This window comes from Microcoleus sp. B6-A1, assembly GCF_036705085.1.
In the GTDB taxonomy this organism is placed as follows: Bacteria; Cyanobacteriota; Cyanobacteriia; order Cyanobacteriales; family Microcoleaceae; genus Microcoleus.
In genome coordinates, this window is sequence record NZ_JAUBTU010000139.1 from 1 (window position 1) to 13,998 (window position 13,998).

General features: G+C 47.8%; 14 protein-coding genes. 7 read left to right on the forward strand and 7 right to left on the reverse strand.

Annotated elements, in window-relative coordinates:
* On the forward strand, window positions 1-657 hold a 657-nt coding region (locus QUB11_RS29665; RefSeq protein WP_333207173.1), incomplete at its 5' end, for a GAF domain-containing protein.
* Window positions 658-885: 228 nt separating this feature from the next.
* On the opposite strand, the gene QUB11_RS29670 is transcribed toward QUB11_RS29665, so the two are convergent.
* The 7 genes from QUB11_RS29670 to plsX all read right to left on the reverse strand — a co-directional run bounded on the left by QUB11_RS29670 (window position 886) and on the right by plsX (window position 8,128).
* Window positions 886-1,419 (reverse strand): hypothetical protein, encoded by a 534-nt coding sequence (locus tag QUB11_RS29670; RefSeq protein WP_333207174.1) that lies wholly within the window; start codon window positions 1,417-1,419, stop codon window positions 886-888.
* Window positions 1,420-1,573: 154 nt separating this feature from the next.
* Complete coding sequence (locus QUB11_RS29675; protein ID WP_333039474.1) at window positions 1,574-2,212, reverse strand: lysophospholipid acyltransferase family protein; 639 nt, start codon at window positions 2,210-2,212, stop codon at window positions 1,574-1,576.
* Window positions 2,213-2,467: 255 nt separating this feature from the next.
* Window positions 2,468-3,409: a phosphate ABC transporter substrate-binding protein gene (locus QUB11_RS29680; protein WP_333207175.1), complete on the reverse strand. Its 942-nt coding sequence runs from the start codon at window positions 3,407-3,409 to the stop codon at window positions 2,468-2,470.
* 9 nt (window positions 3,410-3,418) lie between these two features.
* The gene (locus tag QUB11_RS29685; RefSeq protein WP_333207176.1) at window positions 3,419-4,132 is read right to left on the reverse strand and encodes a PspA/IM30 family protein; all 714 of its coding nucleotides are present in this window, start codon (window positions 4,130-4,132) and stop codon (window positions 3,419-3,421) included.
* 394 nt (window positions 4,133-4,526) lie between these two features.
* Window positions 4,527-5,408: an ACP S-malonyltransferase gene (fabD, locus tag QUB11_RS29690; RefSeq protein WP_333207177.1), complete on the reverse strand. Its 882-nt coding sequence runs from the start codon at window positions 5,406-5,408 to the stop codon at window positions 4,527-4,529.
* Between the two features lie 504 nt (window positions 5,409-5,912).
* The gene (locus QUB11_RS29695; protein WP_333207178.1) at window positions 5,913-6,914 is read right to left on the reverse strand and encodes a beta-ketoacyl-ACP synthase III; all 1,002 of its coding nucleotides are present in this window, start codon (window positions 6,912-6,914) and stop codon (window positions 5,913-5,915) included.
* 164 nt (window positions 6,915-7,078) lie between these two features.
* Window positions 7,079-8,128: a phosphate acyltransferase PlsX gene (gene plsX, locus QUB11_RS29700; protein WP_333207179.1), complete on the reverse strand. Its 1,050-nt coding sequence runs from the start codon at window positions 8,126-8,128 to the stop codon at window positions 7,079-7,081.
* Window positions 8,129-8,840: 712 nt separating this feature from the next.
* Here plsX and QUB11_RS29705 point away from each other — a divergent pair.
* The 6 genes from QUB11_RS29705 (at window position 8,841) to QUB11_RS29730 (ending at window position 13,866) form a co-directional block, all read left to right on the forward strand.
* Entirely contained in the window at window positions 8,841-10,175 is a 1,335-nt protein-coding gene (locus QUB11_RS29705) for a D-alanyl-D-alanine carboxypeptidase (RefSeq protein ID WP_333207180.1), read from the forward strand.
* Window positions 10,176-10,256: 81 nt separating this feature from the next.
* On the forward strand, window positions 10,257-10,541 hold the full coding sequence (gene rpsP / locus QUB11_RS29710; RefSeq protein WP_333085027.1) for a 30S ribosomal protein S16: 285 nt from the start codon (window positions 10,257-10,259) through the stop codon (window positions 10,539-10,541).
* Window positions 10,513-11,001, forward strand: a complete 489-nt coding sequence (locus tag QUB11_RS29715; RefSeq protein WP_333085049.1) for a KH domain-containing protein — start codon at window positions 10,513-10,515, stop codon at window positions 10,999-11,001. The genes rpsP and QUB11_RS29715 overlap by 29 nt, the downstream gene beginning before the upstream one ends.
* A 374-nt stretch (window positions 11,002-11,375) precedes the next feature.
* Complete coding sequence (locus tag QUB11_RS29720) at window positions 11,376-12,329, forward strand: PhoH family protein (protein WP_333057402.1); 954 nt, start codon at window positions 11,376-11,378, stop codon at window positions 12,327-12,329.
* A 112-nt stretch (window positions 12,330-12,441) separates the two neighbouring features.
* A complete protein-coding gene (locus QUB11_RS29725) occupies window positions 12,442-12,846 on the forward strand; it encodes a ChuX/HutX family heme-like substrate-binding protein (protein WP_333157197.1) in 405 nt (134 codons plus the stop codon).
* Window positions 12,847-13,089: 243 nt separating this feature from the next.
* Window positions 13,090-13,866, forward strand: a complete 777-nt coding sequence (locus QUB11_RS29730; protein WP_333207181.1) for a DUF6816 family protein — start codon at window positions 13,090-13,092, stop codon at window positions 13,864-13,866.
* The last annotated feature ends 132 nt before the right edge of the window (window positions 13,867-13,998 follow it).

Here is a 13,998-nt window from a genome sequence, read left to right on the forward strand (position 1 = left end):
TCATTATTATCTCCGATGATTCACTTTTACTTCCTCAATCCGCGTATGTGCCAGTTGGGGGTGCGGAATGTGGGTTTAAAATCAGTATATGAACTTCAAGAGCCAAAGTTAATGACCGAGCAAATTCTGCCGCAAGTTCTAGAGCAAATTTTGAGTGACACCAAAACACCGGATGCTGTTTTTTCGGCTTTGGTGCCGGCTTTAGGCGAGGTGTTAAATTGCGATCGGGTCTTTCTCTACCTCCGCAATCCTGAAACGCAAAGGGGCAGAGTACCTTACTGCTGGCGTCGCAACTCTAATTTTCCAGAGATTGGGGACGCGGAATGGAAAAAAGAACCAGAATCTTTAGGGGAAGAAGACCCTTTGTTTGCAGCAGCTTTGCGAACTGAACCGTCGATTTTTGTTGAGGATGTTGAAACAGCAAATCCTGAAGTAGTCAACAAAAATTTTGAGGCAAAAGAGTTCGGACATCGAGCTTTGATTCACGCTCACCTTTGTGCTGACGGCTTATTGTGGGGGGTTTTGCAGCCTTGTATGTTCGATCGCCCCAGAGTTTGGACTGACTTCGATCGCCAAGTTATCGCAGCAGTTACAGAAAAAATTTCGCCTTTAGCTGTCGCTTATGTCACCGCCTCAGCATCAAAAGATGAGCGATAAAAATCAATAATTTACCTGTAGGGAGGGGGTGGGCAATGAATGAATGAATGAATGAATGAATGCTTTCCGGCAGACGACAGACCGTTTCCGGTTCCCCCCTTTTTAAGTTAGGGGGGATCGAGCCGCTAATTTTCACAGAAAATTCGGGTACAAAATTTGAGCTGATTGTTCTCACCAATGGTGAGGTGTGCATCGCCCTACAGATAGAGCTTGGTGCACAATTCCTGTTTAAAAAACGCCCCAATTTTGAATGCCCCGACTGCTGAAAACCCCTTGAACCCGACTAATATCATCCTCAGCGCCATCTACTACTACCAAATAATCGCCGGCCCGCAGGCGATCCGTGTAAATTCTAGCTGTTTCTTCGGGAATTCCCAAGTCAGTCAAGGCCTTGACCACTCCACCGAAAGCCGCCGCCGAGACGCCAGTGCTTGCTACGCTAGCCACCAGTGAGGCGCCCAAAGTCCCCGCTGCAATCATCGGCCCGATTCCGGGAATAGCTAAACTTCCCAGACCCACTAGCACGGTGGCTAAAGCACTATTTGTCAGAGTGTCTGCTACCACTCCTGCTCCTGTGTCTAGATTTTTATCACCCACTTGAGCGATCGTTTGAGTATCCCCTACAGACTCGCCTGCCTCCCTAGCAACAACCGAAACTTTATCCATTGGAAACCCCGAAGATTTCAATTCTGTTAGAGCTTGCTCGGCATCTTCGCGGTTAGAAAACAATCCCAACGCGCGGGTTTGACTGCTTGTTACCATATCTTTCTTCTTATCCCCTGTAAAATTAAACTCAAATTCAAGCCTAATTATTGAGCTTGTTTTCAATCACTTATATTGATATTTTTCGGTGTTTATCTTCAGCATTCATCTATCTGTAGATATAACCTGAAAAACAGCAACAAAATTTATAAAATCAGCGCCCCAAATCGTGCATCGCATTAATCTCGATCGCACATCTTTGAGTCAGCGCTTGCAACTCCTCGCGATCCGACGAACCGGGCGCTTCAATTAGCTTGCCAATTCGCACCGTCAGCGGCACCGGACGCGGCACTGCCGAACCTTTGGACGAAATGGCGTGAGTTCCCCACAAGCTAACAGGTAACAGCGGCGCTTTTGCCTTAGCAGCTATCAGCGCAGCACCTAATTTCGGTTCAGTAATTCTGCCATCCGGCGTGCGAGTTCCCTGCAAAAATACACCCGTCGCCCAGCCATTTTCCAAAGAGTTGATCGCCGAGCGAATTGCACTGCGATCGGCACTTTCCCGCTTGACTGGGTAAGCACCGTAAAGCGTAATTGCCTGCTTCAAAATAGGAACTTTAAATAACTCTTCCTTCGCCATAAATGCGACGGGCCGCCTCATGCAATTCGACAAAATCGGCGGGTCAAAATCGCTGGCGTGATTGCTGACTACCACCACCGGCCCTTCTGTCGGAACATTTTCTGCACCGTAGATGCGGCCCCGAAAGTACAGGTGCAGCATCGGGCTGACAATTGACCATTTGAATAAATAGTAGAGAAGTAAACTTTCGACTGGTTCGCGACTTTTGCTCACAGAAAAACCTTAAATTTTAAATTACATCGAATATTAGCCTATCAGTTCAGCAATCAAAAAAGAAGCACTACACGGATTTTGACACGGATACACGGATAGGCCCAGCGATCGGACTGTTTAGCTAATTGGCTAAGTTGACTATCATCAGTGTATCCGTGTTTATGCGTGTCGTGCTGTTAGATGATTCGGCGGTTGAAACCGCTTTGCAAGCTTCTGTAGCGCCCGAATTTATTCTGGCGAATTCTTTGCAAAGGCTCAATTTCCGGCCAGCATAGCTTTTTGTCCTTCCGAAGAAGTCGCGTAGCCCAAGAAATCCTTAACTGCTTGACTAGGAGGATTTTTGTAAGCGTAGTACAACTGCCGCTTGTAAGGATAGTTACCCGCATCCGGCGTCGCACCGTTAACGGGAACAACACGCACCGTTCTCTGATTGGCTACTTGAGCGAAAGTCGCATAGCCAATACCGTTGTTGCCTAAAGCTTGCAGCAGAGGAGTTGTAGCATCTCGATCGAGCGTGGTAATATTTGCCGTCGTACCAAACTCGCCACCTCGGAGCACTTGTTCTTTAAACGTTTGGTGAGTGCCACTAACTGCCGGTCTGTTAATTACTTTAATCGGGCCTGCCGGGCCGCCGACTTTCGACCAGTCTTGAGCATTTCCCTTGAAGATATCTTGAACTTGAGCGGAAGTTAAACCTCCTTTGAAGGGGTTGTTAATGCCAACTACAAGGGCGATCGTATCTAGGGCAACAGGCACCGCTGCCAAACCCTGACCTTGTTCTTGAGCCGTCAAAGGTCGCGATACCGCTGCAATATCGGCTGTTCCCGCCGCCAAATCCTGAATTCCTTTTTCAGAACCGTTCGCTTTGGTATCGACTCTCGTGCCGGAAAATTTGCCTTGAAAGCCGTTCTTGAGGTTCTGATTGATTGTCACCATGCTGGTGGAACCGTCAATTCTCACCGCCGTACCCGCAGGAACAGAAGCTGGAAGCGCAAAGGAACTAGCTGCAACAGGCGAAGCGCCGCCAACTACGGGTGCGACGGGAAGTGGGACGCCATCGCCTGCAGGTGTGGGAGTGGGGGGATTGTTACTAACATCTTGCGATGCTGGTTTGTTGAGAAAAAAGAACCAACCGCCAGCGGCGAGCAACAGAAATAACAGAATAAAAACTATGGGGGGAGGCCCACTCTTAGCCATAAACTCTCCTTAGTTTGGAAGTTCTTTGTTGTTGGAGTCGTCTAACATTTGTAGCCTGCGATTAACTTCATCGTCTAAGGTCATATTTTCTAATTCTGCCTGAATTTTTTCTTGGGGGTTTTCAGATATTTCTGCTAAAGCTTGCTGTTTGAGGTGGCGGCCGTGGACGGCGTTTTTGGCTTGCTCAAATTGCGATCGAGCTGAATCGATACTGAGGTCGTTGTTGACTTTGGATATGGCTCTGAGGGCTTCGTTAATCTCAGCCATATCTTTCATATTTTGCATATCGGTTTTGTAAGCTTCCAGCTTCATCCGTTCTCGATTTAGCTTGTCTTTGGAAGAGTTCACGAACTGTTCGGCTTGTTTTACTTGGGCTTCTAACTGCGGCAGAATTTGTTCTGTCTGAATTACTTTCGACATTGCCAAGCGGGCTGCTTCTTCGTTGCCGTTGCGCTGGGCTGTGATGGCTTGGCGCTCTACGGTTTGCATTTCCCTAACTTTTTCTTCATATTTAGTTTTGGCGCGCTGGTAGGCTGCAACTTGGGTGGAGACTGCGACTGCTAGCTTTTGCACTGATTCTTGCATCGATCGCAGTGACTCTTCGGCTACCGCCACCGACACCTGGCCGCCGGATTCCACGGGCAGTCCCCACATCCAGTTCCAGGCACCTACTATGGTTCTGCCTGCCTTGTCGCCCATCAACCAGTAAAGGACTTTTTTCATATAAGTACCAGATAAGCTTGGTTTTTATGCCTAGTGTATATCAGGATTTGTCGATCGCCCCGTCAATCGATTTTAGATTTTAGATTTTAGATTTTAGATTAAAGAATTGAAGCATTGACTTGCGCGAGATAAATTCGGGGGCTCCTTTATCGGATACAGGTTTTTTATTTCTGGACGGATGAATCACGTGGCGGGTATCCTGGATGCTTTCGGTCAGGTCGATCGATTTCTCGATTTTTGATTAATATTGTCTAAATGTCTGGATCGTCTATCCCCAATTTGCACAACAGGCAATATTCGGATTTGCCTGTTGTGCAAATTGTTTTTCGGCAATCTTCAGGCCTGTTAACTCTCAATTTTATAACCTGCCGTTTAATAACAGGCTAAAAATAGATTAAGCGGGCAATTCGGCAAAACTGCTCACATTTACCAGCGCTAAATCGGGACAAGTGCGTTTGATCAAACCTGTGAGAACTTTGCCGGGGCCAATTTCCACTACGCGATCGATTCCTTGTTGCGGCAATTGCAGGGAAATTTCTCGCCACCGCACGCCTTTGGTCATCTGCTGAGTCAACCGCTGCTTTAAAGTGGCTGCGCTGGTAGTGGCTGAGGGTTCTGCGTTCGAGAGCACCAGCATTTTAGCATCGGAAAACCTTGCAGACTTTAAGGCTAGTTGAAACTCGGCCGCCACCCCGGCCATCAGGGGAGAGTGAAACGCACCGGAAACATTCAATTTAACGGCGCGTTTGACTTTGATTTTGGCAAGCAAATCTTCTACTGCTGCGGGCGTTCCAGAAATCACGACTTGTGCTTCGCTGTTGTCGTTTGCCAGCACCACATCTCGGCTGTATTGAATTTGCAGTTCTAGTTCCTGCCTGTCGAACCCGATCAAAGCCACCATTTGGCCGCCGGAGGCAGTATCCATGAGTTCGGCGCGGCGTTTGACTAAGCGCAATCCGGTTTCAAAGTCAAAGACGCCTGCTGCGTAGAGGGCAACGTATTCTCCTAAACTGTGACCGGCAACTACCGCTGGTCGATCGCTTTTTTCTCGCACTAAGTCGGCCAAAATACTTTCTACTACGAACAAGCAAGGCTGAGTGTAGAGAGTCCGAGATAGTTTTGCTTCTTCTTTTTGGCAAACTTCCGGGACAGACCAGCCTAAAATTTCTTTAGCGAGCTCAAATTTGGCTTTGGCTGTTGGCAAGTTTAATAAGTCTGCACCCATCCCGATCGCCTGGGAACCTTGTCCGGGAAATACCCATGCTGTTTTAGTCATTTTTCCGGTAATCTGCTAATTGGTGGTTGCTAATTGGTGATTGCAAAAATTCTTTCTTTCCCGCTTCTAACTTCGCTCGCTGGTATCCGCTATCTTTCGGTTAACGAACTATCTACTCGCGACTCACAATTATAACATATAATTGCGATTTTTACCAGGTTTATATTTTTTTTGCTACTTTAATTTAATTAATAGCCGTAACAAAATTTTTAACCTTCAAGCCGGGGAAAGTCGATCAAAGAATAGAGGATTTTCAATCTCAGGGCGGGCTTGTCAAGAACTCCTGTCCCGAGGGAGTACGGCTGCGCCCCTTGCCCTATGTATGGCTTGTTAAAGGATTTGTATTATGCAACGGTCGCACTCCCCACAATCATTAGCCAAAGTTTAAAGCCGCCAAACATTATACCAGTTCCCAAAAAGAATGAAACTGCTTTACCAGCTCCAAACCCATAGTTCCTCAGTAATTCCCAATCTAAAATCTAAAATCTAAAATCGAAAATGGTATTACCTTCCCCATTTAAAAATCGCAGCCCCCCAAGTCAAACCTGCACCGAAACCAGCAGCAGCAATAGTATCGCCCGCTTTAACTTTACCCAGACGCACGGCTTCGTCTAAGGCAAGGGGAATTGAAGCCGCGGAGGTATTGCCGTAATTTGCCAAATTGCTGATTACTTTTTCGGGGGGAATCTTTAGCCTTTGGGCAACTGCATCGAGAATCCGCTGATTGGCTTGGTGCAACAACAGCCAGTCAATTTCAGCAGCGCTGACATTTGCCCGAAACATAGCTTTTTCTATGACTTCCGGCACTTTTCTCACGGCAAAGCGATAGATTTCTTGACCATTCATTGTGATGGGTTCAAATCCACCAACTGCGACGCTGACGCCCTCAATTAATTCTTTTGACTCGGCTTTGTAAGCCAAATTGAGAGACGAATTTTGTGTGCCGTCGCTGCGAATTTCAAATCCCAAAAAGGAATCGACTTCTGAAGCTTGTAATACCACCGCACCTGCACCGTCTCCAAATAGAATGCAAGTACCCCGATCCGACCAATTTACCCAGCGAGATAAAATATCTGCTCCGATCAGCAAAACATTTTGATAAACCCCTGTCCGAATGAACTGCGAGGCTGTAACTAAACCAAAAACAAAGCCGGAACAAGCTGCTGTCAAATCAAAAGCCACAGCTTTTGTCGCGCCCAACTGATATTGAATTTTACTGGCAGTGCCAAACAAATCGTCAGGACTCGAAGTCGCCAAAATAATTAAATCGATATCTGTAGGCGAAATTTCTGCCATGGCGATCGCCTTTTGAGATGCCTCTGTGGCTAAATCGCACAAAGAAGTGCGATCGTCCGCCAGCCTGCGGGAGCGAATACCCGTCCGCGCGCCAATCCACTCGTCATTCGTTTCTACTATCTGACTCAAACCGTTATTATCCAGCGAAACCTGCGGTGTACAAGAACCGCTACCCGTGACGGCAATGCCGAACCCTGATTGCTGCAACATTCCTCTCCATTTACTCGCTGTTCCATCTAGAAATTAAAAATTAAAAACTACCAATTAAAATTATTTTTTAAACTGCTGAAATTACTCTTTTTTAAGCAAAACAGTTGGTTTAAGCTGACATTTTTAATTTTACATTTTTAATTTTTAATTCCTACTTACTGCCTCTAATTCACAGCTTCTTGTTCCAGAGCGCTTTGGTTATTGGACGATCGAATTCGCTCCAGCACTTGGTTGTCAATAGCCTCCTTCGCCAAACGAATGGCATTAAAAATCGAGCCAGCTTGAGACGAACCGTGGCTGATAATGCAAACTCCAGCAACGCCCAATAGCAAACCGCCGCCGTGTTCAACGTGGTCTACCCGCTGCTTAAATCCTTGCAAGCTTTTTTGCAGCAGAGGATCGTTAATTTGATGTTGGAGTCCTTTGACTAATTCTTCCTTCAGCACTTGCACGACGACTTCGCCCACCGCTTCGGCAAACTTCAACAACACGTTGCCGACAAACCCGTCGCAGACAATCACGTCGAATTTCCCCGACAGCACGTCGCGGCCTTCGGCATTGCCCACAAAAGGAATGTTCGGGTTGTCCACCAATAACTGGTGAGTTCGCACTGCGGCGTCGTTGCCTTTAGAAGGTTCTTCGCCAATGTTGAGCAGGCCGATTTTAGGTTCGGCGACGCCGAGAACGCACTGGCTGTAAATAGTTCCCATAAGAGCGAACTGCTCCAAAAATTTGGGGCGGCAGTCCACATTAGCGCCAACATCGAGAATGAGTACAGAGCGGCCCGGTACCATTGTCGGCAAAACCGCACCGATCGCAGGGCGATCGATTCCGGGGAGCCGGCCCAACCTGAGCAGGGCAGCAGCCATTGCCGCGCCGGAGTGACCGGCGGACACCACAGCATCAGCTTGCTGCTGCTTTACCAAGTTCATCGCTACGTTAATCGAAGCGTTGGGCTTGCGTTTGAGGGCACTCAAAGGTTCTTCGTGCATTTCCACCGTTCCTTCTGAAGGAACGATTTCTAGCTGACCTGTACAGACGCGGCCGATCGCGTCTTGTTGCCGGAGCGAGTCTTCTATTTGCTGTGGGTCGCCCACAAGCAAAATCTCTACGCCTAATTCTTCTTGTGCCTTAAGCGCTCCAGCTACAACTTCGGCGGGGGCATGATCCCCACCCATAGCGTCTATTGCAATTCTTGCGCGTGTCGATCCCATTGACCAATGTTTGAGAAACACTAAAAATTCTACCAGGAATTGAACCTCCCCACGTCTAAAGCCGGGGGATTCTTGCCCACCAATCAAGGCGACAACGGGACATTCAAGTATCCCTCTACTCACTCAAACAGCTTAAAACTGAGATTGCGTATACTTTCTGAGTCCTTCGTATGTTTAAGTTTGAACGCTCCATACCCTGCCATTATTTGCCCTTTAACTATTCCAAATCTAGTTGGATCTGTCCGTTGCTGGGATTGCTCCATACTAGGGTACTTCAATGCGCTCTTATGTTATTCCTACTCACTTTTCGCTTGTGCTGATTATACACGGCGGTTGAAACCGCTACCGACTTATCCCCATGTCGGTAGCCCGGGGCTTGCGTCTCGTCTTTCGGTCAGGATCTTGAATCCACAAGTCTGAATAAAAAACTAAAATCCGCTCGCAAGGGCGATCGGACAATTCTTATTTCCGACTACTCTGATAGAACTTGTTTTGTCACTACTTTACTATTTTTGACTGCAAATTGAAAAAATCAATGAAATAGTTTACATGACCGCAAGCACTTTAGTCCGGAAACCCCGGATTCATCCGTGGAGCGAAAAAAAAGCTCCCCATCCTCATCACTTGCCCCCGGATTTATCAGTGGGAGCGCTTTCTTCAATCTGAAATCTAAAATCTAAAATCTAAAATCGATTGACTTTAGGAGTAAAAAATGCTGGATTTATTTAGCTCAGGGATGATGTCTCTGTGGCTGGACATGGCTGGGGTAGGCAGTGCCGCGCCTAATGCTGCGTCCGTGCTGGCTTGGCGGGGAGGGATACCCGGGTTAGTGGTGGCCGAAGATTTGGCTTTTGGGGGAATAGATGGGGCAAATCCAGACTTGCCCGCAGAAGCGACGGTGCGGGAATATTTAAAAGAGTTGAAAGACAAAAACCTGATTGATGGAAATCAGGGAATTTGGGTGCAAGCGGGAATGGTGCCGCTGGTAAGTCAGCAAGGCAAGACGCTGATGCCTGGGGCTTCGCTGACTAAGATTGCGACTTCTCTGGCGTCGCTGGAAACTTGGGGCCCGGATTATCAGTTTGAAACGCGGTTCCGAGCAACGGGGCCGATTAGGAATGGTGTATTGCAGGGAGATTTGGTGGTCAGCGGCGGGGGCGATCCGCTGTTTGTGTGGGAGGAGGCGATCGCCGTTGGCAATGCTCTCAATCAAATGGGTATCAATCGTGTGGCGGGCAATTTGGTGGTGACTGGCAATTTTCGCATGAATTACCAGTCCGATCCTTTGGTGGCGGGGGAGATACTGCGGCAAGCTCTTGAGGGTAGCAATTGGCCTGCGGACGTGGTGGCAATGTATTCTAAGATGGCTCCCGGAACTAGAAAGCCTCAAGTAACGGTGGCCGGCAGCGTCATTGCTGAGAAATTTGTGACTTCGGGGCGTTTGCTGCTGAAGCGCCGATCGCTCCCTTTAGCCGAAATTCTCAAGCAGATGAACGTCCACAGCGACAATGAAATGGCTCAGATGCTGACCGACGATTTGGGCGGGGCAAAAATAGTGCAGCAGCAAGCGACTTGGGCCGCGGGGGTGCCGGAGGAGGAACTTCAATTAGTTAACGGTTCGGGATTGGGAGTGGAAAATCAGATGTCTCCGAGGGCGGCTTGTGGGATGATGCAGGCGATCGCCCGCAACCTTCAGACTACTGGGCTGACGATTGCTGACTTGTTTCCGGTGTCCGGGCGCGATAAAGGAACTTTGGAATACCGACACATTCCGCGATCGGCTGTGGTGAAAACTGGTACTTTGGACACGGTGATTGCTTTGGCGGGAGCCATACCCACGCGCGATCGGGGTTTAGTTTGGTTTGCAATTATTAATCGCGGCACCGATTGGGACTCTTTGAGAGCGCAGCAAGATATATTTTTGCAAAAATTGGTGCAGCAGTGGGGAACTGCATCGATTTTACCAGTAGCAATTACGCCACACATTGACGGCGCCAGACCTGCCTTGGGGGCTGCAAATCGTAGCGATATTTTGGTCGGAGGTTAAGAAATAGGGGTTGAGTTGGGGTTCGAGGAAGGAGCACTGACAAAATAGCTTAGAATTGGAACAAGACTATTGTGCAAGAAGATGATCAAACTGCGATTGAAGAGATACGGGAAAAAACGCGAGACAAGCTACCGGATTGTAGCGATGAACAGTTCTACTCGCCGCGACGGCCGTCCCCTAGAAGAGCTCGGCTATTACAACCCCAGAAATAACGAAACCAGGCTGGATGTTCCAGCGATTGTCAAGCGCCTGCAAGACGGCGCTCAGCCAACTGACACCGTGCGTGACATCCTGAGAAAAGCCCATGTATTTGAACAAGTCGGAGCCGGAGCTAACGTTGAATCCAGCACAGCAACAGTCAGCTAGTCCCAACTATGCTGGACTGGTTAAGTTTTTAATTGGGCCTTTTTTAGAGACGCCCGGCTCTTTGCGGGTTGATTGCGAACTGCACCCGCGCCAATCGCGGGTCTGGGTTAGGCTGGCTTTTGAAGATCCCGACAAAGGCCGGGTTTACGGTAGGGGCGGACGCAATATTCAGGCGATTAGAACTACGCTCGAAGCGGTGGCGCAGACGGCTGGTCAGTCCCTCTACTTAGATATATACGATGGCGAAGCGGGCGATCGTGGATCTGGCCCGCCCAGGGGCGATCGCGATCGCCCGGATCGCGACCGCCCAGATCGTGGCTCGCGGGAGCCGCGAGGCGACTTCCGACCCCGGACGCCACCTCCGTCGCCGAGTCCCTTGGCTAGCAGAACTCCGAGAGAACAACCTCGCCGTACTAACACACCTACGTTTAGAACGAGCAGAAATACTCCCGGTTATTAACTAACTGCAGAAACCAGAAAGAATTTTAGATTTTAGATTGCCTGTTGTAGAGTTTGTATTACAAGCCCCGTTTGGTTTGAAATTGCCGGTTTTGCGATCGGAAACAAATGTAAAATTTAAAATTTCAAATGTCAGCGGCATCAGGTTCATCTAAAATCTAAAATTTCAAATCTAAAATCTAAAATTGCCTGACTTAATAGAAGGGAGATTTGATTTGTGCCTCAAGCACCAAACTCATTTGGGAGCTAAATCTAAAAGACGCCTTAGATACTAGGTAAAACCTAGTAACGGGCGTCTTTTTGTTCGCAAATAGTGACGGGTTGAACGTTTAGTTGTTAACTTTTAATGGCTTATTTGGAGGAGATTATGTTGGCATGAATGAAAAACTAACAATAGAGTTACCGAGCACTCAAAGTGCAATGTCGCTGGCCGGTAATCAAGAAGAAAACCTGAAAATGATCTCTAAGCAAACCGGTGCTACCCTGGTAATGCGAGGGCAAGAACTGCTGATTTCTGGCACAAAAAGTCAAGTAGAATTGTGTCATAAATTAGTGCGATCGCTCTCCGACTATTGGAAATCCGGCAAAAATATTACCGGAGTTGAAATCCAGACGGCGCGCCAAGCTTTGGATAGCAACCGCCAAGGCGATTTACAAGACTTGCAGCGAGACGTTCTCGCCAGAACCCGCCGCGGCGAAGAAATTAGAGCCAAAACCTTCAAGCAGCGGCAATACGTCCAAGCAGTACGCACGCACGACCTGACATTTTGCATTGGCCCCGCTGGTACTGGCAAAACATTTCTAGCTGCTATTTTCGCCGTGCAAGCGCTGTTGAGCAAGCAGTACGAACGGCTGATTTTAACCAGGCCAGCGGTGGAAGCTGGCGAAAAATTAGGGTTTTTGCCGGGAGATTTGCAGCAAAAAGTCGATCCATATTTGCGCCCGCTTTACGACGCCCTGCAAGAAATGATCGACCCTGAAAAAATGGCCGATTTAATGGAAAGAGGCTTGATCGAAGTAGCTCCTCTAGCTTATATGCGGGGGCGCACTCTCAGCAATGCTTTCGTAATTTTGGACGAAGCTCAAAATACGACGCCGGCTCAGATGAAAATGGTGTTGACTCGTCTGGGCTTTCGATCGAGAATGGTAGTGACGGGGGATATCACTCAAACAGATTTGCCGCCAAACCAACAGTCGGGATTGTCAGTTGCCCAAAACATTCTACGCAACGTTGAGGGCATTGCTTTCTGCGAATTCTCTCAGGCGGATGTGGTGCGACATCCTCTAGTGCAGCGGATTGTCGCTGCTTACGAACTGCACGAAACATAGTCATTAGTCAGTAGTCAGTAGTCAGTAGTCAGTAGTCATTGGTTGATTGTTAGTTGTTGTTGGTTCTAATGCTCAAAGTCCAATACCCTATACCCAATTTCCAAATTAAATTATGCCTAACCTGAAAGAATTCTTGGAAGCTTGCGAACAATTGGGAACGCTGCGTTTAATCGTGACTAGCAGCGCGGCTGTGCTGGAAGTGCGCGGTTCAATTCACAAGCTGTTTTATGCGGAGTTGCCGAAGGGTAAATATGCCAATATGCACGCCGAAATATTTGAGTTTCACCTAAATATGGACAAAATCAAACAGGTGAAGTTTGAAACGGGCGAAGCTAAAAGAGGCAATTTCACTACTTATGCAATCCGTTTTCTGGACGAACAAAATGAGGCTGCTTTGAGCGCGTTTTTGCAGTGGGGAAAGCCGGGGGAATACGAACCAGGACAGGTGGAAAATTGGCACGACTTGAAGGAAAAATACGGGGAGGTTTGGGAACCGGCACCTGTTGAGGCTCTTTAAAAGATAGGTTTTTCCACCTTTAAATTGCATATTGGGGGCGGGCAGGATGCCCAACCCCTACTCCCCACAAGCAGAACATTTATTTTTGTGCAACAGGCATCTTGCCTGTTTATGAAAATGGTATAAAATATGATGTTTAACTGATTTGTTGTCTGATTTTTGAATTAATGAACCGCAGAGGGCGCAGAGAACGCAGAGAAGAGAAAGAGAGACAGAAAATTAGTTGTTTGAATGTAATTGGGTATGAAGGGAATTTGGGGTTTTTGTCTGGTTTTGCTGGTGTTGCTGTGGGGTGGCGGTGCGAGGGCAGGGGTTTTGGGCGATCGCATATCAAGTTTTCCCAATTGGGAAAGCAAGCCTCCTATCGCTGTAGCTAAGGGAGATTTGGTATATCCCGACTGGATGGCGGGGAATTGGAATGTTGCTAGCACTTTGGTGGATTTAGCCGCTCCTTTAGCGCCAAATATTGTCACGCCAGGGTTTGAAAGCAACCGCCAGTATTTGCAGCAGCCGATATTATTTAAAGTGCGATTTCAACCTGAAAAAAATCTTGGGTTAATTTCTAATTATACATTTAAAAATGCTCAAAAGATTGTAGCCGATCGCACTTTTAACGGTTTGAATATTGCCAAGGCTTATTTAGGCTATCGTGGCGTACTTTCGGTGAAAGTCGATCCGACCAATCCCAACCGCCAAATTACTGTTTTGAAAGGGGAACGCCAATTAATTTCAATTGTTACCAGTCGGGGAACTGAGACGCCGAATCCTCGCGAGTTTGTGTCTACAGAGATTTCTCAGCAGATTTTTCGGGGAGAGTCTGATATTTATTTAAATGAGGTGGAGACAACAACGGCTTATCGAGTTGTTGGATGCGGGAAAAATGGCGATTCTGCGAGTAAAAGAATTGAGGCAGATCAGGTGACAGCGATTTATTTGTCGCCGCAAGACCCGGATTATTTTGCTGCGGGCGGGCATCCTGTGGCTTTGTACCGATATCGGTTGGAGTTGGTGCGGGCATAATTAAGTTGTCATCTCGATCTACCTAGCAACGATCGGCTTTTTTCGCCCCTGTCTCTCCTCTCATCAGCTTTCCTAATCACACTCATCAGTTTAACTGTCGTCAAACCCCTTTACAAACGTTAACAACACCGT

What these genes read in the sequence shown, in the direction of transcription:
- QUB11_RS29720 (WP_333057402.1), top strand. Translation starts at nt 11,376, where the DNA reads ATGAATGAAAAACTAACAATAGAGTTACCGAGCACTCAAAGTGCAATG.
- QUB11_RS29705 (WP_333207180.1), top strand. Translation starts at nt 8,841, where the DNA reads ATGCTGGATTTATTTAGCTCAGGGATGATGTCTCTGTGGCTGGACATG.
- QUB11_RS29680 (WP_333207175.1), bottom strand. Translation starts at nt 3,409, where the DNA reads ATGGCTAAGAGTGGGCCTCCCCCCATAGTTTTTATTCTGTTATTTCTG.
- QUB11_RS29730 (WP_333207181.1), top strand. Translation starts at nt 13,090, where the DNA reads ATGAAGGGAATTTGGGGTTTTTGTCTGGTTTTGCTGGTGTTGCTGTGG.
- fabD (WP_333207177.1), bottom strand. Translation starts at nt 5,408, where the DNA reads ATGACTAAAACAGCATGGGTATTTCCCGGACAAGGTTCCCAGGCGATC.
- rpsP (WP_333085027.1), top strand. Translation starts at nt 10,257, where the DNA reads ATGATCAAACTGCGATTGAAGAGATACGGGAAAAAACGCGAGACAAGC.
- QUB11_RS29725 (WP_333157197.1), top strand. Translation starts at nt 12,442, where the DNA reads ATGCCTAACCTGAAAGAATTCTTGGAAGCTTGCGAACAATTGGGAACG.
- QUB11_RS29670 (WP_333207174.1), bottom strand. Translation starts at nt 1,419, where the DNA reads ATGGTAACAAGCAGTCAAACCCGCGCGTTGGGATTGTTTTCTAACCGC.
- plsX (WP_333207179.1), bottom strand. Translation starts at nt 8,128, where the DNA reads ATGGGATCGACACGCGCAAGAATTGCAATAGACGCTATGGGTGGGGAT.
- QUB11_RS29685 (WP_333207176.1), bottom strand. Translation starts at nt 4,132, where the DNA reads ATGAAAAAAGTCCTTTACTGGTTGATGGGCGACAAGGCAGGCAGAACC.
- QUB11_RS29695 (WP_333207178.1), bottom strand. Translation starts at nt 6,914, where the DNA reads ATGTTGCAGCAATCAGGGTTCGGCATTGCCGTCACGGGTAGCGGTTCT.